Source organism: Salmonella sp. SAL04196, assembly GCF_046550835.1.
Classification (GTDB): domain Bacteria; phylum Pseudomonadota; class Gammaproteobacteria; order Enterobacterales; family Enterobacteriaceae; genus Salmonella; species Salmonella enterica.
In genome coordinates, this window is sequence record NZ_JBGDXE010000001.1 from 252,196 (window position 1) to 271,878 (window position 19,683).

Annotated in this window: 25 protein-coding genes; 6 read left to right on the plus strand and 19 right to left on the minus strand. The window is 53.9% G+C overall.

Features of this window, described 5'->3' with window-relative positions:
* Positions 1 to 85 precede the first annotated feature (85 nt).
* From ACLJPE_RS01235 to dgcQ, 3 genes are all read left to right on the plus strand, one after another.
* Positions 86 to 1,003: a DUF808 domain-containing protein gene (locus ACLJPE_RS01235; RefSeq protein WP_114050497.1), complete on the plus strand. Its 918-nt coding sequence runs from the start codon at positions 86 to 88 to the stop codon at positions 1,001 to 1,003.
* Positions 1,004 to 1,079: 76 nt separating this feature from the next.
* Complete coding sequence (locus ACLJPE_RS01240) at positions 1,080 to 1,265, plus strand: YodC family protein (RefSeq protein ID WP_052894003.1); 186 nt, start codon at positions 1,080 to 1,082, stop codon at positions 1,263 to 1,265.
* A gap of 164 nt (positions 1,266 to 1,429) precedes the next feature.
* Entirely contained in the window at positions 1,430 to 3,142 is a 1,713-nt protein-coding gene (gene dgcQ / locus ACLJPE_RS01245; RefSeq protein WP_001119828.1) for a cellulose biosynthesis regulator diguanylate cyclase DgcQ, read from the plus strand.
* Here dgcQ and ACLJPE_RS01250 read toward each other — a convergent pair.
* On the minus strand, positions 3,121 to 3,936 hold the full coding sequence (locus ACLJPE_RS01250) for a mannosyl-3-phosphoglycerate phosphatase-related protein (RefSeq protein ID WP_039514034.1): 816 nt from the start codon (positions 3,934 to 3,936) through the stop codon (positions 3,121 to 3,123). The genes dgcQ and ACLJPE_RS01250 overlap by 22 nt on opposite strands.
* A 309-nt stretch (positions 3,937 to 4,245) precedes the next feature.
* Positions 4,246 to 4,473 (minus strand): YodD family peroxide/acid resistance protein, encoded by a 228-nt coding sequence (gene yodD, locus ACLJPE_RS01255; RefSeq protein WP_000844798.1) that lies wholly within the window; start codon positions 4,471 to 4,473, stop codon positions 4,246 to 4,248.
* A 128-nt stretch (positions 4,474 to 4,601) separates the two neighbouring features.
* Between yodD and dsrB the strand changes: the two genes are divergently transcribed.
* The gene (gene dsrB / locus ACLJPE_RS01260) at positions 4,602 to 4,796 is read left to right on the plus strand and encodes a protein DsrB (RefSeq protein WP_000867218.1); all 195 of its coding nucleotides are present in this window, start codon (positions 4,602 to 4,604) and stop codon (positions 4,794 to 4,796) included.
* Positions 4,797 to 4,834: 38 nt separating this feature from the next.
* On the opposite strand, the gene rcsA is transcribed toward dsrB, so the two are convergent.
* From rcsA to fliF, 14 genes are all read right to left on the minus strand, one after another.
* Entirely contained in the window at positions 4,835 to 5,458 is a 624-nt protein-coding gene (rcsA, locus tag ACLJPE_RS01265; protein WP_000103971.1) for a transcriptional regulator RcsA, read from the minus strand.
* 281 nt (positions 5,459 to 5,739) lie between these two features.
* On the minus strand, positions 5,740 to 6,534 hold the full coding sequence (gene fliR / locus ACLJPE_RS01270; protein ID WP_000616953.1) for a flagellar biosynthetic protein FliR: 795 nt from the start codon (positions 6,532 to 6,534) through the stop codon (positions 5,740 to 5,742).
* 8 nt (positions 6,535 to 6,542) lie between these two features.
* Positions 6,543 to 6,812: a flagellar biosynthesis protein FliQ gene (gene fliQ / locus ACLJPE_RS01275; RefSeq protein ID WP_000187355.1), complete on the minus strand. Its 270-nt coding sequence runs from the start codon at positions 6,810 to 6,812 to the stop codon at positions 6,543 to 6,545.
* A gap of 9 nt (positions 6,813 to 6,821) precedes the next feature.
* A complete protein-coding gene (fliP, locus tag ACLJPE_RS01280) occupies positions 6,822 to 7,559 on the minus strand; it encodes a flagellar type III secretion system pore protein FliP (protein WP_001253411.1) in 738 nt (245 codons plus the stop codon).
* The gene (gene fliO, locus ACLJPE_RS01285; protein ID WP_000978276.1) at positions 7,559 to 7,936 is read right to left on the minus strand and encodes a flagellar biosynthetic protein FliO; all 378 of its coding nucleotides are present in this window, start codon (positions 7,934 to 7,936) and stop codon (positions 7,559 to 7,561) included. Before fliO ends, fliP begins: the two co-directional genes overlap by 1 nt.
* A complete protein-coding gene (gene fliN / locus ACLJPE_RS01290; protein WP_001282111.1) occupies positions 7,936 to 8,349 on the minus strand; it encodes a flagellar motor switch protein FliN in 414 nt (137 codons plus the stop codon). The genes fliO and fliN overlap by 1 nt, the downstream gene beginning before the upstream one ends.
* Positions 8,346 to 9,350: a flagellar motor switch protein FliM gene (gene fliM, locus ACLJPE_RS01295; protein WP_000502811.1), complete on the minus strand. Its 1,005-nt coding sequence runs from the start codon at positions 9,348 to 9,350 to the stop codon at positions 8,346 to 8,348. Before fliM ends, fliN begins: the two co-directional genes overlap by 4 nt.
* A gap of 4 nt (positions 9,351 to 9,354) precedes the next feature.
* Positions 9,355 to 9,822, minus strand: a complete 468-nt coding sequence (fliL, locus tag ACLJPE_RS01300; protein WP_000132169.1) for a flagellar basal body-associated protein FliL — start codon at positions 9,820 to 9,822, stop codon at positions 9,355 to 9,357.
* Between the two features lie 104 nt (positions 9,823 to 9,926).
* Entirely contained in the window at positions 9,927 to 11,150 is a 1,224-nt protein-coding gene (fliK, locus tag ACLJPE_RS01305; RefSeq protein WP_000631679.1) for a flagellar hook length control protein FliK, read from the minus strand.
* A complete protein-coding gene (gene fliJ, locus ACLJPE_RS01310) occupies positions 11,147 to 11,590 on the minus strand; it encodes a flagellar export protein FliJ (protein WP_000046981.1) in 444 nt (147 codons plus the stop codon). Before fliJ ends, fliK begins: the two co-directional genes overlap by 4 nt.
* A gap of 21 nt (positions 11,591 to 11,611) precedes the next feature.
* Complete coding sequence (gene fliI / locus ACLJPE_RS01315; protein ID WP_000213257.1) at positions 11,612 to 12,982, minus strand: flagellar protein export ATPase FliI; 1,371 nt, start codon at positions 12,980 to 12,982, stop codon at positions 11,612 to 11,614.
* The gene (gene fliH, locus ACLJPE_RS01320) at positions 12,982 to 13,689 is read right to left on the minus strand and encodes a flagellar assembly protein FliH (protein ID WP_039514036.1); all 708 of its coding nucleotides are present in this window, start codon (positions 13,687 to 13,689) and stop codon (positions 12,982 to 12,984) included. The genes fliI and fliH overlap by 1 nt, the downstream gene beginning before the upstream one ends.
* On the minus strand, positions 13,682 to 14,677 hold the full coding sequence (gene fliG, locus ACLJPE_RS01325; RefSeq protein ID WP_000067735.1) for a flagellar motor switch protein FliG: 996 nt from the start codon (positions 14,675 to 14,677) through the stop codon (positions 13,682 to 13,684). The genes fliH and fliG overlap by 8 nt, the downstream gene beginning before the upstream one ends.
* Entirely contained in the window at positions 14,670 to 16,352 is a 1,683-nt protein-coding gene (gene fliF, locus ACLJPE_RS01330; protein WP_023231004.1) for a flagellar basal-body MS-ring/collar protein FliF, read from the minus strand. Before fliF ends, fliG begins: the two co-directional genes overlap by 8 nt.
* Before the next feature lie 216 nt (positions 16,353 to 16,568).
* Between fliF and fliE the strand changes: the two genes are divergently transcribed.
* Positions 16,569 to 16,883: a flagellar hook-basal body complex protein FliE gene (fliE, locus tag ACLJPE_RS01335; protein ID WP_001529222.1), complete on the plus strand. Its 315-nt coding sequence runs from the start codon at positions 16,569 to 16,571 to the stop codon at positions 16,881 to 16,883.
* Positions 16,884 to 17,003: 120 nt separating this feature from the next.
* Here the strand turns inward: fliE and ACLJPE_RS01340 are convergent, their stop codons facing one another.
* The 3 genes from ACLJPE_RS01340 to yedE all read right to left on the minus strand — a co-directional run bounded on the left by ACLJPE_RS01340 (position 17,004) and on the right by yedE (position 19,090).
* Positions 17,004 to 17,390 carry a hypothetical protein gene (locus tag ACLJPE_RS01340; protein ID WP_077908838.1) on the minus strand — a complete coding sequence of 129 codons (387 nt, stop codon included), beginning with the start codon at positions 17,388 to 17,390 and terminating at the stop codon, positions 17,004 to 17,006.
* A 264-nt stretch (positions 17,391 to 17,654) separates the two neighbouring features.
* Entirely contained in the window at positions 17,655 to 17,888 is a 234-nt protein-coding gene (gene yedF / locus ACLJPE_RS01345) for a sulfurtransferase-like selenium metabolism protein YedF (RefSeq protein ID WP_000790504.1), read from the minus strand.
* Positions 17,885 to 19,090 (minus strand): selenium metabolism membrane protein YedE/FdhT, encoded by a 1,206-nt coding sequence (gene yedE, locus ACLJPE_RS01350; RefSeq protein ID WP_001531105.1) that lies wholly within the window; start codon positions 19,088 to 19,090, stop codon positions 17,885 to 17,887. The genes yedF and yedE overlap by 4 nt, the downstream gene beginning before the upstream one ends.
* Before the next feature lie 185 nt (positions 19,091 to 19,275).
* Between yedE and yedD the strand changes: the two genes are divergently transcribed.
* A complete protein-coding gene (yedD, locus tag ACLJPE_RS01355) occupies positions 19,276 to 19,677 on the plus strand; it encodes a lipoprotein YedD (protein WP_000754693.1) in 402 nt (133 codons plus the stop codon).
* Positions 19,678 to 19,683: the final 6 nt, after the last annotated feature.

Here is a 19,683-nt window from a genome sequence, read left to right on the forward strand (position 1 = left end):
ATAAAAAGGCGTTGACCCGCGCCGCCGGTTTCGGCATTGCGCGTTTTGCTACATACTTAACGTCTTAGAAGAAAAGACCGAGGAAATCATTTTGGCAGGAAGTAGCTTACTGACATTACTCGACGATATCGCCACGCTGCTGGACGATATTTCGATAATGGGCAAATTGGCCGCGAAAAAAACCGCGGGCGTACTGGGGGACGACCTGTCGCTCAATGCACAGCAGGTGACCGGCGTTCGTGCTAATCGCGAGCTGCCAGTGGTATGGAGCGTGGCGAAAGGATCATTAATCAACAAGGTTATTCTGGTGCCGTTGGCGCTGCTGATAAGCGCATTTATCCCGTGGGCCATTACGCCTTTATTAATGTTAGGCGGCGCGTTTCTCTGCTTTGAAGGGGTAGAAAAAGTCCTGCATACCTTTGAGGCGCGAAAACACAAAGAAGACCCGGCGGAGCGGCAAAAACGTCTTGAGGCGCTGGCTGCACAAGATCCTTTGGCCTTTGAAAAAGATAAAGTAAAAGGGGCGATCCGTACCGATTTCATTCTGTCCGCTGAAATTGTGGCAATTACCCTGGGGATTGTCGCGCAGGCGCCGCTGCTTAATCAGGTGTTGGTACTGGCGGGGATTGCGTTGATTGTGACCATTGGCGTGTATGGCCTGGTGGGTATTATTGTCAAACTGGATGATATGGGGTACTGGCTGGCGGAAAAGCGTAGCGTGCTGGCGCAGGGCGTCGGTAAAGGATTGCTGATTATCGCGCCCTGGTTAATGAAAGCATTATCCATTGTCGGTACGCTGGCGATGTTTCTGGTTGGCGGCGGGATTGTCGTACACGGTATTGCGCCGCTACACCATGCCATTGAACATTTTGCGCAGCAGCAGGGAGCTTTCATGGCGCATACGATCCCTGCGGGGCTGAATCTGGTGCTCGGCTTTATTATCGGCGCCATTGTGGTGGCGCTGGTGAAAGGTGTGGCGAAAATTCGCGGTGTTTCGCACTGATTTTCTACAATGAATTATGCAAAATTGCCCATCCTCGTCTAAGGTGAAAACGTTTCATCTGATACAGGAGGCAGGTATGGTCTTTTCTGTCAGTGAGGAAGTTACCGTGAAAGATGGTGGACCCCGGATGATCGTCACCGGTTATTCCAGCGGAATGGTAGAGTGTCGCTGGTATGATGGTTTTGGCGTAAAGCGGGAGGCATTCCATGAGAATGAGCTCGTGCCAGGCAAGGAAAGGCGCGTGCGGGACGAAGCCCGATGACAAAACGCCCGGTTAATGCCGGGCGTTTTGCTGTGGAGAAAAAGAGTCGTCGCGCTGCGACATGCTGCTACCTGGTTATGCCAGGATTGAGTGGTATCCCTTGATGAGGTCTGGCTACCGTAAGCCATCAGGGGGCGTTGTATCAATAACCAGGAGTTACCAGGGTGCCGCACGAAACACTGTTAGATAATCAAGGCTGGTTTAAAAAGCTGGCGCGGCGTTTTGGTCCCGGTCATGTCGTCAACACCTGCTTTCTGATCGTAATGCTGTTCTCGACGCTACTTACCTGGCGGGAAGTGATGATACTGAAAGACGCGTATGTCGCCAGTCAGCGCAATCATCTGGGGAGCGTCGCGAATGTCCTTGACCGCCAACTGCAATTCAACATGGACAGGTTGATCTTTTTACGCAACGGTATGCATGAAGCGCTGGTGGCGCCGCTGGCTTTTTCCGCATTGCAAAGCGCGGTGACGCAGTTTGAGCAACGACGCGTCAGACATTTCTGGCAACTGGAGCTGGATAAGCGGCGGACATTGCCGTTATATGGCGTTTCCGATCAATTTGTCGCCCGGACGACGCTTCTTTCGCGGGAGAGTCGTGACCTGGCAAATGAATTGACCGCCACGCTGGAGTTAGGGTATCTGGCGCGTCTGGCGCGCTCATCCGCCATGCTGACGCTGGAGACGATGTATGTTTCTCGCTCAGGGTTTTACCTCTCAACTCTCCCTACGGCGTACGGTAGCGATATTGTCTCCCGTTACTATCAGTACGTGACCCAGCCCTGGTTTATCGAGCAAAGCCAACGGCGTAACCCACAGCGCGGCGTGCGGTGGTTTACCTCCGCACAGCCCTATGTTGCTGACGAGCAGAAAAAAGTGACAGCCAGTCTACCGCTGGATCACGATAATTACTGGTATGGCGTACTGGCAATGGATATTCCCGTCGCGTCATTACAGCGGTTCCTGCGCGATGCGGCCGAAAAGGATATTGAAGGGGAATATCAGCTATACGATAACCATCTCCGTTTGTTGACGGACTCCGCGCCGGAACAACAAACCGCGAATACGTTAAATGACCGTGAGCGCGCCTTACTGGCGCGTGAAATAGAAAAAGATACCCTGGGCGGGCTGCGTTTAGGAACGCATTATGTAAGCTGGGAGCGGCTGGATCATTTTGATGGCGTCCTGCTGCGCGTGCATACATTACGTGAAGGCATACAAGGGAATTTTGGCAGTATTAGTATCGCGCTGACGCTGTTATGGGTGCTTTTTACGGCGATGCTGTTGATCTCCTGGGGCGTTATTCGACATATGGTCAAAAACATGTTTGTTCTGCAAAATTCGCTGCAATGGCAGGCATGGCACGATCCGCTGACCCGGCTATATAACCGTGGCGCGCTGTTTGAAAAAGCGTCCAGGCTGGCAAAGCGCTACCGGGAAGCCCGCCAGCCATTTTCTGTGATACAGCTGGATTTAGATTATTTTAAAAGCGTTAACGATCGCTTTGGTCATCAGGCAGGCGATCGCGTGTTGTCCCATGCCGCTGGGCTCATTGGCAGCACCATTCGAGCGCACGACATCGCCGGACGGGTAGGGGGCGAAGAGTTTTGTATCGTGCTGCCCGGCGCGACGAAAGCGCAGGCGCTGCAGATTGCCGAACGCATACGCCAGCGCATTAATGACAAAGAGATTCTGGTGACGAAAAGCACGACGCTTCGTATCAGCGCGTCAATGGGGATCAGTAGCGCGGAGGAATACGGCGACTATGATTTTGAGCAGTTGCAGTCGCTGGCCGACAAACGGCTTTATTACGCCAAACAGTCCGGACGTAACCGTATTTGCGCCAGCGACGCGACTCAGGAGCGGGAAAAGAAATAGTCCATTCCTTCGCGCCAGCCATCCGGCCCTTCGTTCTGGCTACGGTAGACGCGCTGAGGATCGTCGTTACGCAAATGTACGCCCTCCCGGTTTAGCCCTTTAACGACAACCGCATAATCCATCACATCCAGTAAGGGCGCATCATTGGGGCCGTCTCCTAGCCCCAACGTCAGAGGGCGCGTGCGCCACTGCCGACGATATGCTTCTATCAGCCAGTTGGCAGCCTGATCTTTACCGGCGGAGGCGTCCAGCACATGCCAGAAACGGGCGCCATGGACAAATTGCAGTCCCAGGTCATTTAAATGGGCGACAAACTGCGCCATGCGTTCATCGCTATCGCGCCAGATCAGCGACACCGACGCTTCATGCAGACGGGTTAGGGCAGACTGTGCCCGGTTTAGGCCCGTCCATTCGCTTATCACCTGATCGTCAACGTCATCAAACGTGGTGAACTTAAACTGTTCCTTTTCACGCAATTTATGCAGGACGAGGCGGATTTCGTTGTGAGAAATACCGGCTATCAGGCGGGGATAGTTGGGATGGTCTTCCCAATGAACGTCCAGTTGGATCACTGCGCCGTTTTCCGCAATCAGCGGCTGTCCCTGTAGATTTAACGTCGTCTGGAGCTGGAGCATTTCAGCCGCGGTTTTACTGCTACAGAGGATCACGGGCACGCCACTTTCATGCAGGCGTGTAAGCCAGGGAGCCGCGGGCTGCCACTCAAAAGTGTGGCTGTTCAGCAATGTGCCGTCCAGATCGGTAAAAATCAGCAAGGGGTCATGGATTGAGAGCATTTTTTCCTCATTTTCCGTTGCAACGGCGGGCTTATTTCCAGGAAAAGTCCTAAAGCACACCCGAAAGAAGTCGAACGCTAACTGGAACCGATCCCGTCGCTTCCAGGCAGCACATGCGTTGTCACACTTTTGCTACCGAACTATTAGCGTGCTTAATCATTCATGTAAAAAATATTTACTTGTCATGCAAAAAAATTGCAGATAAGGTAAATCTCACATCAGATTTCCTGGTGTAACGAATTTTCAAGTGCTTCTTGCATAAGCAAGTTTGATCCCGACCCGTAGGGCCGGGATTTTTTTCGGCCATTTTTAACGGTTTACTTCTGTTACACTAAAATCATGAATATCCAGCTCGAATGCTTCAGCTAATTCATGCCATGTATGATATTCCCGTCCGTCTACGCTCACCCGCTCAGGATCTTCCTGGCTACGGTGAACCTCGCTTTCGCTGATTTCATTGATGGCCGCCAGTAGCGCATCTACATCGACGCTCACTTCGCGCTTGGCCGTATCACTGTACTCTTTTGCCGTTTTCATCTTCACTACCTCACGGGTTCCTGACAGCCTAAGTATAGACCGTTGAGAAAACCAGCAAACACGCCGGCAAGGCGCTGTCAGACGCAGAAAATTGTTCTACACTGGCACAAAGCGACAGGAGGAAAATGATGAAGGTGAATGATCGGGTAACCGTTAAAACGGACGGCGGTCCCCGCCGACCGGGCGTGGTACTGGCAGTGGAAGAATTTAGTGAAGGCACAATGTACCTGGTTTCGCTGGAGGATTACCCGCTCGGCATCTGGTTCTTCAATGAGTCAGGTCACCAGGATGGTATTTTTGTCGAGAAGGCGGAGCAGGACTAATTGAGCCGGACTGGAGGTACATTGCCAGTCCGGATGTCTCAGCGCATGTTAACAAAAATGCCGTTAGTGACGTTATCTGTCAGCCGCACTACGTGATAGATCACTTGTTTATTATGCGTTTTTATCTTTCTTTTTATATTCCCCTTATGGGAGGATACTGTTTTTGCTTTAATATTCATTCTGTCAGAAATCTGAATGGTTCCCTGACCTTCCATCCACATTCGCAACATGCTGGATTCAGTTCGACTTAACGACAATGTTGGTAAATTTATGGTTCCTGAAATACCCGACTCTTTTTTCAGAATATCGCCAAGAATGGTATCCAGCGAGTCAGGTTTAATCGATTTCGAGCTAATCAATAAGTTTTTTCTTACTAATAAATATTCATCAAAATGCACATTAGCAATTGCCATAAAAACAATAAATAACGTGTCAGGATGTTGATTAATGATTTGCTTTATTTGTTGACTGTCTGAAGGCGTATGAATGAAACAGTCCTCATTAATAAACACCACCGAAGGCTGATGCGCGCCACAAGCGATAGCGAGTTCGTCAACGGTTTCGATGTCGTTGATTTCCCTTTTTTTCACCCCTCTGCTGACCAGATACCCGCTTAACCCTAGCCGGGTGTAACTGCATAAATCCATAATAATCGTTGACATGGCATACCCTCACTCAATGCGTAACGATAATTCCCCTTACCTGAATAACTCACCATAATCAGACGGAACACGAATAGTCACCTTAGACAACGCTTACGCGGTTTTTCAGGCGAACTTACTATCCCGTAAAGTTACATATAATTTGCCAGGAATCATCTTAAAGTAAAGTGAATGTTGCGTTATGTGAGTGAAGTAAAAACAAATAAGGGGCAGCGGATATATCCTGGTAAATGTTTTTTAAAATTTATTTTCGGATAAACCTTAGTAAAACAGGATAAAAATTATGGGTTATTATTTATCGGCATCTCGCTAACAATATCAGCAAGCAAATTGAAAATTTCGCTGAATAAATGTTCGCAAAACGGCGCAATTAATGGCATTAGCGCGGCCATCAGCATAATGCCGACGGTGAGGGTAAGCGGGAAACCGATAACAAATATCGAGAGCTGCGGCGCCATGCGGTTTAATAGCCCCAGCGCCAGGTTGAGCGTAAGCAGGAGGGTAATGACCGGCAATGCCAGCATCAGTCCGTTTAAGAAAATGAGTCCTCCGGCCCTGGCGAGCGCCATAAATGCATTACTGTTCACCGGGTTACTACCGATGGGCAGAGTATGGAAGGTATCGACCAGCAGCGAAATAAGCCACAAATGGCCATTAAAGGTGAGAAACAGTAGCATGGCGAGCATATCCATAATACGCGCCAGAACCGGCATATTCAGGTGGCTGCCCGGGTCGACGAAGGTGGCAAAGGAAAGCCCCATTTGCAGACCGATAAACTCACCTGCGGTACGCACCGCCGCAAAGGCGAATTGCATGGTAAATCCCAGCGCAATACCGATCAGAATTTGTTGCATCGCCAGCCATAAGGCGGCAATAGAAAAAAGCGGCGTATCGTTTGCCGGTAGCGACGGCGCGATAACAAGGGTAATCATTATTCCCAACCCCAGTTTTACCCGCTTGGGAATAGCGCGCTCGCTGAGAATTGGCGCCGTTGAAATCAGCGCCAGTACGCGCAGCAAAGGCCAGAAATAGAGATGCAGCCAGTATAGCCATTGCTCGCTTGTAACCTGTATCATCGTTCTGTTTATCCGATGATATAAGGTAAATTGCTGAACAGAGTGCGCACGTAATCCAGCAGCAGGTTGAGCATCCACGGGCCGGCAACGATAATTGCGATGAATACCGCGACGATTTTAGGGATAAACGACAGCGTCATTTCATTAATCTGAGTCGCGGCCTGCAAGATGCTGATAATGAGGCCGGTAATCAGCGCGACGAGTAACAGCGGCGCAGCCAGGGCGAGAGCGACTTTCATCGCCTCGGTGCCCATCATCATGACGGATTCAGGAGTCATTTTGCGCCTCTAACTGTAAAAGCTTTGGGCCAGCGACCCCACAAGCAATTGCCAACCATCGACCAGCACAAACAGCATCAGCTTAAACGGTAGGGCGATTGTCGCTGGCGGCACCATCATCATCCCTAACGCCATCAATACGCTGGCGATCACCAGGTCGATAATCAAAAAAGGGATGAAAATCGTAAAACCGATCTGAAACGCCGTCTTTAATTCGCTGGTGACATAAGCGGGCAGGAGGATACGCATCGGTACTGCTTCCGGTCCCTGTAACGGACCGCTATTGGCCAGACGGGCAAACAGCGCCAGATCGGCTTCGCGGGTTTGGCGCAGCATGAACGCGCGTAACGGTTGCGCGCCTTTATCCAGCGCTTCCTGCATAGAAATTTTCTGCTCGCTAAACGGCTGGTAAGCATCCACGTAAATCTTGTCAATGACGGGCGACATAATAAAAAAGGTCAAAAACAACGCCAGTCCGAGTAACACCTGATTTGGCGGTGCCGAGGGCGTGCCCAGCGCGTTACGCAACAGGCCAAAAACAATGATGATACGCGTGAAGCTCGTCATCATCAGTAAAATCGCCGGCAGAAACGTCAGCGAGGTGATGAAAACCAGCGTCTGGACGGATAATGACCAGCTTTGGCCTCCGCCCGCTAATGGTTGGCTGATAAGCCCCGGCAGTTGCGCAGCGGCGGCGGGACTAAAAAGCCACAGACCCGCCAGAGAAAGGAATAACAAACGGCGCATCAGGATCTCCCGGAACGCTTGAGTAAGCTCTTCATCATGTTCTGGAAATCCGCCGGTGGGGCAACGGGCGCTTCCGTGTCATTCTCCGCGGGCGGCAGGGTGTGCAGCAGGTTGATCTGAGAGGCGGTCACGCCCAGTACCAGGCGCGCATTTTCGACCTCGACAATCACCACGCGTTCGCGCGGGCCAAGCGAGGCGCTGGCTGACACCTTGAGTCCCCGGACGCTATTTCCTTTTGGTGCGAATCCCATACGCTTAATCACCCAGGCCGCCGCCAGAATGAGCGCAATAATGCCAATTAATGCGCCGCTCACCTGCATGAGCGGCGATCCGGCTGGCGCGGTGGGCTGAGAAACCGTGGCCTCTGTCTTCATCATTAACGACTCAAACGACGCATACGCTCGGATGGCGTAATAATATCGGTGATACGTACGCCGTATTTATCCGCCACGACGACCACTTCACCCTGGGCAATCAGGTAGCCATTAATCAGGATATCCAGCGGCTCGCCCGCCAGCCCGTCCAGCGCGACGACCGACCCCTGCGTCAGTCGCAGCAGTTCTTTAATGGTCATTCGCGTGCGGCCCAGCTCTACGGTCAGTTTGACCGGGATATCCATAATCAGATCGATATCCTGCATAGCACCGCTGACATCGCCGCCGCCAAGCTGTTGGAAAACCGCGTCGGCGGCGCTTTTATTGGTGGTCGCTTTTTGCTCGTTTAACGCGTCAGCCCACAGATCATCCAATGCGCCAGTATTCTCATCGGACGGATTATTCATGTCACTCATTTGGGCTGTTCCTCATTCAGCGAATTCAAAATTGGGTTGATCAAATGTTCTACGCGTAGCGCATACTGTCCGTTTACGGTGCCATATTGGCTGGTGAGTACCGGAACGCCGTCCACATGAGCAATAATGCGGTCGGGTTTTTCAATCGGCAGTACATCGCCGGGTTTCAGCTTCAAAATCTGGGAAAGACGTAACGGAATATCGGCAAAATTGGCTACCAGCTCCAGTTCAGAGTGCTGAACCTGGCGCACCAGGTTATCACGCCAGTTCTGATCTTCATGGCGCGAGTTTTCCAGCGGCGGATTCACCAACAGCTCACGCAGCGGCTCGATCATGCTAAATGGCAGACAGATGTTAAATTCACCGGTCAGATTGCCGATCTCCACATGAAACGGCGTATTGACGACGATATCGTTCGGCGAGGTGGTGATATTGGTAAATTTCACCTGCATTTCGGAACGCACATACTCCACTTCCAGCGGATTAATGGCTTTCCATGCGTCGCTATAGCCTTCCAGCGCCAGTTTCAGCATACGGTTGATGACACGCTGTTCCGTATGGGTAAACTCGCGGCCCTCGACTTTGGTCGGAAAACGGCCGTCGCCGCCGAACAGGTTATCGACGGCAATAAACACCAGACTCGGCGAGAACACCACCAGCCCGGTACCGCGTAGCGGCTTCAGGTGGATCAGGTTCAGGTTGGTCGGTACCGGCAGGTTACGCGCAAATTCGTGATACGGCTGAATACGTATGGCGCCCACGGTAATATCCGGGCTGCGGCGCAGCAGGTTAAATAATCCCATCCGGAACTGGCGTGCGAAACGCTCGTTAATAATCTCCAGCGCCTGCAAGCGTTCACGCACGACGCGACGCTGGGTATTGGGATCGTAAGGGCGAATATCGCTATCGCTTGCGATACCGGGAGTGGGTTCGTCTTTGGTGTCGCTGTCGCCGTTCAACAGCGCATCGATTTCAGCCTGAGAAAGAATACTATCGCCCATATCGTTACCGCAGAATAAAAGCTGTATAAAGCACGTCAGTGACGACCTGTTTTGGTTGTCCGGCAACGAGCGGCGCGGCCAGCGTCTCTTTAATGGCGGCAATCAGTTTTTGTTTGCCAGCTTCTGTTGAGAGCTCGGCGGCATTCTGGCGGGAAAACAACAACAGCAGACGGCTGCGCACTTCCGGCAGATATTCATTTAATCGCGCGCGCGTCGCTTCGTCTTTCAGACGCAGGGTCACGCCGATATACAACACGCGATCCGCATCGCCCAGATTGACGGTAAACGTATCCAGCGCAAAAAATACCGGCGCAGGCGGCGGAGCCGGTTCTGCTTTAGCGTTCGTGGTCGGTTGCTGCTGCATACGCCAGTAGCTATAACCGGCGGTCGCGCAGGCGGCGAGGGTAATCAACACCAGCAAAGGTATCCAAATCGAGCGTTTGCTCTTTTTGTTAATCGCGGAGTCAGTCATCTGATACGGGCTTCCTGTTTCGGTACTGCTTATTGGCTGATTATCCCGTGTCCTGTCCACGACAAAGCGTGGAAAAGACGCGGATAATCATGCTACCTCTGGCGTTAGGCGAAGATATCCACTGCGCCATTGCCGCGCGCGGCGGCCTGAAGTGAGGCCGGCGCCGCTAACGCTATGTCATCTTCAGCGCCAAACGCGTCCGTGTGTTGGGCGCGGGCAGACTGCTGTTGCGACGAAGACTGCTGCTGTCCGGCAAAGCTTTCGCTACTGATACTGCTTTGTCCCAACTGAATGCCGCTTTCCGCCAACTGAGTGCGCAACATGGGCAGGGCGGCTTCCAGCGCGGCGCGGACATGGCTGTGCGGCGATACCATCTGGAGCTGCGCCTGATTGTCATCCAGCTTGAGCGAAATATGCACCTGACCTAACTCTTCCGGATGCAATCGAAGCTGCGCGCTTTGCTGTCCCTGACGCGTAAATAACATGACCTGCTGACTGAACGTTTGCTGCCATTCATGGCTGCCTAACGGCGCGCTGAGTACCGGGGCTGAGGCGACAGGTAGCGGTTGCGGTTGCGCCGTGGCGCTGCTGAGCGTCGGCATTGCCGCGCCATGCGTTACTGGCGCGGACGGGCTATCCACCTCCACTTTCGCGCTGGTTGCGGCGGCAGCGACCACCAGCGGCGTCAGTGCTGGACCCGTGGCGCGATCGTCGCTGGCGCGCGCAAGCGACGCCTCGGTTTTCCCTTTTTCATGCTCGCTAAAAGAGAGCGTATGTGTCTCTTCCTGCGGCGCCGATGGCATGTCGCCGCGCAACAGTGACGGCAAGGCGATGTGATTTTCAGCCGGCGTCTCTCCGGCGACAGGCGTCGCGACAGATTGTCCGGGCAGCATGGCGAATAAGGCGCTCAGACTGGCAAGATCCTCATCGCTCAGCGCGGGCGTTTTCTCATCATGCTGCGCCGTTTTACTCAATGCGGCCAGAGCGCTGGTTTTCAACGATGGCGTTAGCGTAGACAGTAGATGCTGCGCTTGTGTCAGATCGGTAAGCGTTTCATCCGTCGCATTCGCTTTTTGCGCCAGCAGGTCGGCAAGCTTCACCGCCTGGCCCGGCTCGCCATGTTGGGTCAGTAACTCTTTCGATAATTTGCCGCCTGCCGCCTGTAAATCGGCCAGCGTGATGCGGGCGTCTTTGCCCTGTGCGCCGTCTGCGCCTAACGCGCCCGCCAGGAGCGCCAGAAAGTCCTCGGCTGAACCGGTGGTTTTTCCTGACGTCAGACCCGCGGTCATGTCGGTATCGGTGGTGATCAGTTGGGGCAGGGTGATCATTCGGGTTTCCTCATTGCTGCACGCTGAGCAAATTCATCCATCTTTTTCTGATCCATGCGGTTTTCAGCTAACAGCGCTGCCGCGGTTTGTCGGTCCTGTAAGGTTTGCCAGGCCTGAAGTCGCTGCTTTTTCTCACGCCAGCTCTTCAGCGCCAGGTCGACTTTTTGCGTCCACTGCGTAAGCTGGAGGCGATGCTGCTCTATCGCCTTTTCCAGTGTCTGAATAAACTGCTGATAGTTGATCCAGCGATTACTGGCGATGCCGTTGCCCATATCGGTGTTCAAATTACTGCGATACTCATTCTGATAATCGATCAGCATTTTGAGCTGTTCTTCCGCCTGTTGGCAGCCGCGACGCATTTCGCCCAGTAAACGCGCCGCGTCATCTACCTCTTTTTCGGCCAGATCTTTGAGTGTTTCCAGAGCGCCATGTTGTGCCATGATCGTCGCCCTCCTGCTTTATCACACCGTCGGGAAAATTAAATCGAGCGCCTGCAGAGAGTCCTCCCAGTCGGCCCGTTCAAAAATGCCTTGCTGTAAAAACGCTTCCAGTTGCGGCCATAAGGTAATGGCTTTATCGAGCATCGGATCGCTACCTTTGGCATAAGCGCCGACGCTGACCAGATCGCGGTTACGCTGGAAACTGGAAAGCAACTGTTTAAATAGCCGTACCCGCGCATAGTGCTGCTCGGTAATGAGCGCGGTCATCGCCCGGCTGATTGACGCCTCGATATCAATGGCCGGATAGTGCCCGGCCTCCGCCAGACGGCGGGACAAGACAATGTGCCCGTCGAGGATTGCGCGTGCCGAGTCGGCAATGGGATCTTGTTGGTCGTCCCCCTCGGTCAACACGGTATAAAACGCGGTGATAGAGCCACCGCCGTGGATGCCATTACCGGCACGCTCGACCAGCGCCGGCAGCTTTGCGAACACCGAAGGCGGATAACCTTTGGTGGCTGGCGGTTCGCCGATTGCCAGCGCAATTTCACGCTGCGCCATCGCATAGCGCGTCAGCGAATCCATAATCAGCAACACATGCTGTCCGCGATCGCGAAAGTCTTCGGCGATGCGGGTGGCATAGGCGGCGCCCTGCATTCGCAGCAGCGGCGAGACATCCGCCGGGGCGGCAATCACCACCGAACGCGCGCGACCGTCGGGGCCGAGAATATTTTCGATAAAATCTTTAACTTCGCGGCCACGTTCGCCGATAAGTCCCACGACAATCACGTCCGCCCGCGTGTAGCGCGCCATCATGCCAAGCAGAACCGACTTACCGACGCCGGAACCGGCAAAGAGTCCCATACGCTGACCGCGCCCTACGGTTAACAACGCGTTGATAGCGCGTACGCCGGTATCCAACACATGTTCGATTGGCGTTCGCTGTAGCGGGTTAAACGGCGGCGTGATTAACGCGCCAGTTTCCAGCGTATCCGGCGCAGGCAGTCCGTCGAGCGGTTTACCGCCGCCATCCAGCACCCGACCAAGCAGGGCCGGGCCGAGCGGTAACTGTTTGCCGCTTTGCAGACCGTCGCCATGCCCGTTACGGGCGTAAACGCGGGCACCGGGCAGAATGCCTTCGACCTCTTCCAGCGGCATTAAAAACAGACGCTGGCCGTTAAAACCGACGACTTCCGATTCCACCTCTTTGGTTTCAGGACCGTCCTGGCGCTCAATAATGCAGGTGGCGCCCAGCGGAAGCTGGAGACCGGTGGCCTCCAGTACCAGGCCAGTGGCGCGGGTTAAACGTCCATAACGACGCACCGCCGGCAATAACGCCATTTTTGCTTCAAAGTTGTCGAGCGCGGTAAGCCAGCGGGTCAGACGCGTGGTCATCAGAGCACTCCCGGCGCCGCCAGGCGACACAACTCTTGCCAGCGAGTAGCGACGCTGGCGTCCAGATCGCCCTCATCGGCGGAGACTTTACATCCGCCGTGATGCAACGTTGGATCGCCGCGCAACCGCCATCCGTGAAGACTGAGCGTGGCGCCCAGCATCTCTTCCACCCGCTGTAAGTCGTCCGGATGCACGCGCAACTGCGGCTTGCCGCTAAAGAGCGGCTCTTGCTGCAACAGTTGTTGGATCTGTTTAATCAGCGCCGAGTTGTCCACCGCCGGCGTTTGGCCGATGACCTGACGTGCGGCCTCCAGGGCCATTTGCATCAGCCGTGAGGCGATAACGCTATCGAGCGCGTCAAGCGTGTTCTGAAACTCGCTCACTAACTGCTGCATACGGGCATGAATCGGCGCCTGCTGCGTCTGCGCCTGAGCTTGTCCTTGCTCCAGCCCCTGCGCTAACCCTTCCTGGTATCCCTGCGCGTGTCCTTTTTGCCGTCCCTCCGCCAGTCCGGCGTTATAACCTTGTTCATGGGCCTGTATTTTTAACTGCGCCAGCTCCTGCTCCAGCTGCTGTTCGGCAGTGAGTTCGGGCTCCGGCGTATCGTCTGTCAAGATCACGTTATCAGCCTCAACCGGCATAAATGTTTCTGGCGGCGGGGCGAGATCGTCGGGGGTCCAGACTTGCCACGGCAATTCATTAGACATAGGTATCCTCGCCGCTGCCAATCACCATTTCGCCGGTTTCCGCCAGACGACGCACAATAAGCAGAATCGCTTTCTGCTCGTTTTCCACCTGAGACAGACGAACCGGGCCACGGTTGGCAAGGTCGTCGCGCAGGATATCGGCGGCGCGCTGGGACATATTGCGCAGGAACTTCTCGCGTAATGGCGGTTCGGCGCCTTTCAGAGCGATCAGCAGCGATTCGGAATCCACTTCCTGCAACAGACGCTGGATACTGCGATCGTCCACATCCACCAGATTTTCGAACAGGAACATCTCGTCGATGATTTTCTGCGCCAGTTCGCCGTCGAATTCGCGCACAGCGGTAATAACCGCTTCTTCCTGCTGCGTTTTCATCAGGTTGATAATTTCCGCCGCGGTTCTTACGCCGCCCATTTTGCTGCGTTTCAGGTTCTGACCGTCGAGCAGGCCATTCAGCACTTCGGTCAACTCCGCCAGTGCCGCCGGCTGTACGCCGCCAAATGTCGCGATACGCAGCATCACATCATGACGCAGACGTTCGTCAAACAGCGCCAGAATATCGGCGGCCTGACTGCGTTTGAGGTGGACCAGAATGGTGGCGATAATCTGCGGGTGTTCATCGCGAATCAGGTCGGCGGCGCTCTGCGGTTCCATAAAGTTGAGCGTTTCGATACCGCTGGTGGTATCGCGTGTTTCCAGAATATCTTCCAGCAGGCTGGAGGCGCGTTCTTCGCCCAGCGCTTTAACCAGTACGGAGCGCAGGTATTCGTTGGCGTTAATATTCAGCGCGGCGAACTGCTCCGCTTCTTGCTCAAACTCTGATAGTACGTCCGTCAGTTGTTTGTTGGAGATCTGACGCACGTTAGCCATCGCCGTACTTAGCGCCTGCACTTCGCGGGTGGAGAGGTGTTTAAACACCTCTGCCGCCCGGTCTTCGCCAATGGTCATCAACAAAATGACGCTTTTATCGGTACCGCTAAGATTACTCATGATCGTTACTCATCCACTGGCGAATGACCAGCGCCACCACGCGCGGATCGTTGTCTGACATTTCGCGAATACGCTGGCTCATCACCTCAGCGCCCAGACGCTGGTTAGCCCGGCGTTGCTGGAGCTGCTCGTCTTTGCTAAGGCGTACTTCCACGGCTTCTTCGGTTTCCTGACGAACCTGCGCCTGTTCCTGCGCCGCTTTCGCTTCTTCAACACGGCGCGTCAACTGCGGACGTACCGCTTTGCGCCACAGAATCCAGGCCACCACCAGTACCAGCAACCAGCGACCTGCCGCGAGCAACTGATCGATAAAGGACTGCTGTTGCCAGAAGGGCAGTTCGCCGCCGGTGTTATCCACTGCGCTAAACGGTGAATTCACCACGTTTAGCGTATCGCCGCGTTTATCAGAAAAACCCATCGCTTCACGGGTTAAATCCTCGATCTGTTTCATCTGATCGGCGGTCAATGGCAGCGGTTTGCCATCTGCCAGCGTTTTGTAATTCACCACGACGGCCACGGAGAGACGCTCAATATCGCCCACATTCATTTTGGTGTGACGAATGGTGCGGTCCACTTCGTAGTTACTGGTTTCATTACGCTGTGTATTGCGCGGGCCAGCGCTGTTACTGTTAGTACTGGTGCTGGTTTGTGGCGTATTTTGCGCGTTTTGTTGATTGGTCGGCGGCGTGGCGATCGGCGCCTCGTTAGGCGGCGCTGGTTGGTTCGACAGCGCGCCAGGCACGCCGCCGGGATAGCCCGCGCCTACCTGTTCGCTAATATTCAACTGACGTGAACGCAGGGTGGCCTTCGACGCATCGCCGTTCGGGCTGTAGTGCTCTTCCGTCTGTTCTTTATTGGCAAAATCCAACTGGGCGGTTACCTGAGCGTGAACATTACCGTTCCCGACGATAGGCGACAGAATGGCTTCGATACGGCGTTGGATGCGGCTTTCCACATCATTAGCAAATTTTAATTGCGCGTCATTAAGGTCGCGACCGCTGGTATTGGATTGCGTGAGCAGATGACCGGATTGATCGACCAGAGTGACGTTTCCTGGCGGCAAACCGGCGACAGCGCTGGAAACCAGATGTACCACGGCGCTAATTTGTCCTTCATCCAGCGCCCGTCCCGGTTCCAGTGTGACGGTGACGGAGGCGGAAGGGGATTTTTGTTCCCGCACAAATAGCGACGGCTTTGGCATCGCCAGGTGAACGCGGGCGCTTTTTACCGGACCCAGCGTCTCGATCGTCCGGGCCAGTTCACCTTCCAGCGCGCGCTGATAATTCACCTGCTCGCTGAACTGACTGATACCGAATTTTTCCTGATCAAGCAGTTCAAAGCCTACCGCGCCGCCTTTAGGCAGCCCCTGCTGCGCCAGACGCAGACGCAGTTCATGCACTTTGTCGGCGGGCACTTCAATCGCGCCGCTGCCATTGGCAAAGCGATAGGGGATATTCATCTGGGTCAACTGCGCGACGATCGCGCCGCCGTCCTGATCGGAAAGGTTGCTAAATAGCGTGCGGTAATCGGGCGTTTTGGCCCACAGCACCATCGCAACGATGATCGCCACGGCAGCGGAACCCGCTACAATTAACGGAATTCGGGGATTCGCGCGTAGGCGATTAAGCCACTCGAGAGGTTTAGGTTGGGTTGCAGTCGATGCAGTCGCACTCATCTCGCACCTCGTGACTGATCGTGGACGGCGTTTTTTGCAAAGTGGAACAAGACTCACTCCCGGGTCAGCAAACTCGAAAAATTGACGGTCTCATTATTTGTGGTTTCGAATTTTTCTATGCGCTAAAAACCGAGGTTTTTTATCGTTATTTAACGCCTTTATCTTATTGACAAACTGGTAATCTCTGCTGCGTAAAAAATCATCCAGGGGAATAGCATGGCAGCAATACAGGGGATTGAAGGGGTTATTAGCCAGTTGCAGGCGACGGCGATGGCCGCGCGCGGGCAAGACACGCACTCGCAGTCGACGGTGAGTTTTGCCGGCCAGCTACATGCTGCGCTGGATCGTATTAGCGACAGACAGACGACGGCGCGCGTTCAGGCGGAAAAATTCACTCTGGGTGAGCCGGGCATTGCGCTTAATGACGTGATGGCTGATATGCAAAAAGCGTCCGTCTCCATGCAAATGGGGATTCAGGTGCGCAATAAGCTGGTCGCCGCGTATCAGGAAGTCATGTCCATGCAGGTTTAAGCCAGGGCTGAAAACCCATCCGCAACGAACTCCCGGGCGCTTACCTAGGTCAGCGGCGGGGGACGCGACGCCCATGCAACCAGTGCGTGATTATGTGGGCTTGTTTTTTGCGAGGCGCGCTCATTTTATTGATAAGCGGGTTGCACATTGTTGCAGGGACTTATTAAAAATAGGGTACGCCTGTTTACTGACGCCATTCATTCCTACTATTCGTTCTGAGGCTATTGTCATTGAGTTTGCAATCCAGAATGTTCCTGCAATATATGCGCCGTTGCGATAATACACGGTAAATTCTTTACTAATGCCTGGAATATCTGTTTCATGGAGATCCAGTATATACCCATACGGGGACAGATTATCAGCGAGACAGTGGGCAATGGCGCTCGGATGTGCATTGACCACTGTGACGGGTGAGTAACGGGCAGCGGCAAGACAGACGACTCCAATAATGGAGATGAAAATAATTTTTATCATTTTTTTGGCTTCTGCTGTGCATAAATAAATCATCACCTGATAATGTCAGTGAGTAAAAATATAAATACCTGATAGTCTTTTATGACGTAGAGGGAAAATAATAATTATTTTATGTTTTGCTTAAAATAGTCATGGGTTTTTCATCGACTCAGACAAAATTAAAACGGTATACGTTATATAATAGATTTATGCCACGGCGCACAAGACGACCTTGTCTGATTTCTTTTATGCGTTTTAGATTTTTGCCGGTTACGCCGTAAAAGGTCTCCCGCCGTAACGTACAGCGGGAGCATGCGTTTATTTTTGAATCAGATAACGAATTGTCGGGCCATCCTGCTGGATATCCAGCACCGTATAGCCGTGATTGCGCGCATCCAGTGGAATATTATTAATGGACTGCGGACAGTCGCTCACCACCTCCAGGATCTCCCCTTTTTTTAGCTGCGGCATCGCTTCCAGAGTGGCGACCGCCGGGTACGGACAAGGTTCGCCAACCATATCCAGACGGTAATCAGGGACGATATTTTTCATACAGATTCCTTAGCAGGCGTCAGCCCCGCACGGCGGAAAAAACGTTTTTCCCAGCCGATAATTAACATCAGCGCGGCAAATAATAACAGGTAGGTGACCAGCAGACCGCCCAGCGGACCAAAGGTATTCAGCAGGTTAACTTTATCCCAACTGGTCGCCAGCGCGGGCGCGAAATCATCCCAGTAGTAAGCCAGGATGGTCGAACCGATGACATTGCCGAGGCCCACCCACCAGTAATGCACCTGGCCTTCTACGGCGCGGTACATCCAGCCGGTTTCGCAGCCGCCCGCCAGCACGATGCCAAAACCGAACAGCAGTCCGCCAATGACCGCATTCGGGCCAGCCCACATAATTTTAGGTGCAACGCCCAACTGCACGTAGCTGAAAATACCAATGGCGCTGACCGCCATGCCGAAAATAATCGCTTTCGCCATATGGGCGCGTCCGGAGATCCACAGATCGCGAAAGGCCGAGGTAAAGCAGATTTGCGCGCGCTCGATCAGCAGCCCAAACCCGACGCCGAACAGCATCGCCAGCCCCAGTTTCGGCTGATGCATTGCCGTTAATAACGCCCAGCCAATCATGCCGATAAAGACCAGCATACCGAGCCTGAAACGCCGTCTTGCCTGATCCGGTTTCTGCGTCAGTGGTGAAGCCGCGGAGACCTTCTGCATTTTCACCGGTATGCGAAATATCGGCAGCAACGTAAAGCGGGCGCCGAACCAGGAGCCGATAGCGGTCGCCAGCGCAAAGAACCACGCGTGTAGGGAGAACTGCGGGATCCCGGTAAAAAAGGCGGCCAGGTTACACCCCATCGCCAGACGCGCGCCGAAGCCAGCGATCATGCCTCCGACCACCGCCTGTACGATACGGATTCGGCTGCGCGGCATACGCAGTTTTACGTTGTTGGCCCACAGCGCCGCGGCGAAACAGCCGCCGAACATGCCGAGGATCATCATGCCGTCGATACGCGTCAGCGGCGTACCTTCCAGATGAATCAGCTTGTAGTAGCCCCACTGTTCGGCATGAACGCCAAAAAGCTGCAAAATTTGCCCGCCCCAGCGGGTAAATTCGCCCGTCACGGCCCAGAACGTGCCGGTGATGCCAAAATAGTAGGTAGAGAGAATACCGGCTGCGATCACCGCAGGGGCCGGCGCCCAGAATTTAATTAACCAGGTTTGCTTGAAGTGTTGCCATGACATGTGTTTAGCCTCTGAACTCAGAAGGTGTGAAACAAGAAGTGCGCATACTACACCGATCACAGAATTTGCCTACACCTAATAAGCGGTAATACCGACTGGATCAAATTGCGGTCAGCGCCTGGAAAGGCTGGCGGCGTCAGGGCTTTAATGCCACAATTCCTCTTTCTTCTGATGCAGGATGAATGATGAAAAAAGTAGCGATCGTTGGAGCATTGCTGGTTCTGGCCGGATGCGCCGAGGTGGAAAACTATAATGATGTGGTGAAAACGCCCGCGCCGGCCGGTCTGGAAGGGTACTGGCAGTCAAAAGGCCCGCAACGTAAGCTGGTGAGCCCTGAAGCTATCGCCAGCCTGGTAGTGACTAAAGAAGGCGATACGCTGGACTGCCGCCAGTGGCAGCGCGTTATTGCTCTGCCGGGCAAGCTGACCATGCTCTCCGATGACTTAACCAATGTTACGGTTAAGCGTGAGCTCTATGAAATTGAGCGCGACGGGAATACTCTGGAATATGATGGCATGACGCTGCAACGGGTCGCTCGTCCGACGCCGGAGTGTGCCGCCGCGTTAGAAAAAACGCCGCTGCCGTAATTTCGC

Excerpts from the sequence above, each read along its gene's own strand:
- fliI (WP_000213257.1), bottom strand. The coding sequence starts at position 12,982 with ATGACCACGCGTCTGACCCGCTGGCTTACCGCGCTCGACAACTTTGAA.
- dsrB (WP_000867218.1), top strand. The coding sequence starts at position 4,602 with ATGAAGGTGAATGATCGGGTAACCGTTAAAACGGACGGCGGTCCCCGC.
- fliO (WP_000978276.1), bottom strand. The coding sequence starts at position 7,936 with ATGATGAAGACAGAGGCCACGGTTTCTCAGCCCACCGCGCCAGCCGGA.
- fliM (WP_000502811.1), bottom strand. The coding sequence starts at position 9,350 with ATGGGCGATAGTATTCTTTCTCAGGCTGAAATCGATGCGCTGTTGAAC.
- fliJ (WP_000046981.1), bottom strand. The coding sequence starts at position 11,590 with ATGGCACAACATGGCGCTCTGGAAACACTCAAAGATCTGGCCGAAAAA.
- fliP (WP_001253411.1), bottom strand. The coding sequence starts at position 7,559 with ATGCGCCGTTTGTTATTCCTTTCTCTGGCGGGTCTGTGGCTTTTTAGT.
- fliG (WP_000067735.1), bottom strand. The coding sequence starts at position 14,677 with ATGAGTAATCTTAGCGGTACCGATAAAAGCGTCATTTTGTTGATGACC.
- fliN (WP_001282111.1), bottom strand. The coding sequence starts at position 8,349 with ATGAGTGACATGAATAATCCGTCCGATGAGAATACTGGCGCATTGGAT.
- fliL (WP_000132169.1), bottom strand. The coding sequence starts at position 9,822 with ATGACTGACTCCGCGATTAACAAAAAGAGCAAACGCTCGATTTGGATA.
- yodD (WP_000844798.1), bottom strand. The coding sequence starts at position 4,473 with ATGAAAACGGCAAAAGAGTACAGTGATACGGCCAAGCGCGAAGTGAGC.
- fliR (WP_000616953.1), bottom strand. The coding sequence starts at position 6,534 with ATGATACAGGTTACAAGCGAGCAATGGCTATACTGGCTGCATCTCTAT.
- fliQ (WP_000187355.1), bottom strand. The coding sequence starts at position 6,812 with ATGACTCCTGAATCCGTCATGATGATGGGCACCGAGGCGATGAAAGTC.
- fliF (WP_023231004.1), bottom strand. The coding sequence starts at position 16,352 with ATGAGTGCGACTGCATCGACTGCAACCCAACCTAAACCTCTCGAGTGG.
- ACLJPE_RS01240 (WP_052894003.1), top strand. The coding sequence starts at position 1,080 with ATGGTCTTTTCTGTCAGTGAGGAAGTTACCGTGAAAGATGGTGGACCC.
- rcsA (WP_000103971.1), bottom strand. The coding sequence starts at position 5,458 with ATGTCAACGATTATTATGGATTTATGCAGTTACACCCGGCTAGGGTTA.
- ACLJPE_RS01250 (WP_039514034.1), bottom strand. The coding sequence starts at position 3,936 with ATGCTCTCAATCCATGACCCCTTGCTGATTTTTACCGATCTGGACGGC.
- fliH (WP_039514036.1), bottom strand. The coding sequence starts at position 13,689 with ATGTCTAATGAATTGCCGTGGCAAGTCTGGACCCCCGACGATCTCGCC.
- fliE (WP_001529222.1), top strand. The coding sequence starts at position 16,569 with ATGGCAGCAATACAGGGGATTGAAGGGGTTATTAGCCAGTTGCAGGCG.
- ACLJPE_RS01340 (WP_077908838.1), bottom strand. The coding sequence starts at position 17,390 with ATGATTTATTTATGCACAGCAGAAGCCAAAAAAATGATAAAAATTATT.
- yedD (WP_000754693.1), top strand. The coding sequence starts at position 19,276 with ATGAAAAAAGTAGCGATCGTTGGAGCATTGCTGGTTCTGGCCGGATGC.
- fliK (WP_000631679.1), bottom strand. The coding sequence starts at position 11,150 with ATGATCACCCTGCCCCAACTGATCACCACCGATACCGACATGACCGCG.
- yedF (WP_000790504.1), bottom strand. The coding sequence starts at position 17,888 with ATGAAAAATATCGTCCCTGATTACCGTCTGGATATGGTTGGCGAACCT.
- yedE (WP_001531105.1), bottom strand. The coding sequence starts at position 19,090 with ATGTCATGGCAACACTTCAAGCAAACCTGGTTAATTAAATTCTGGGCG.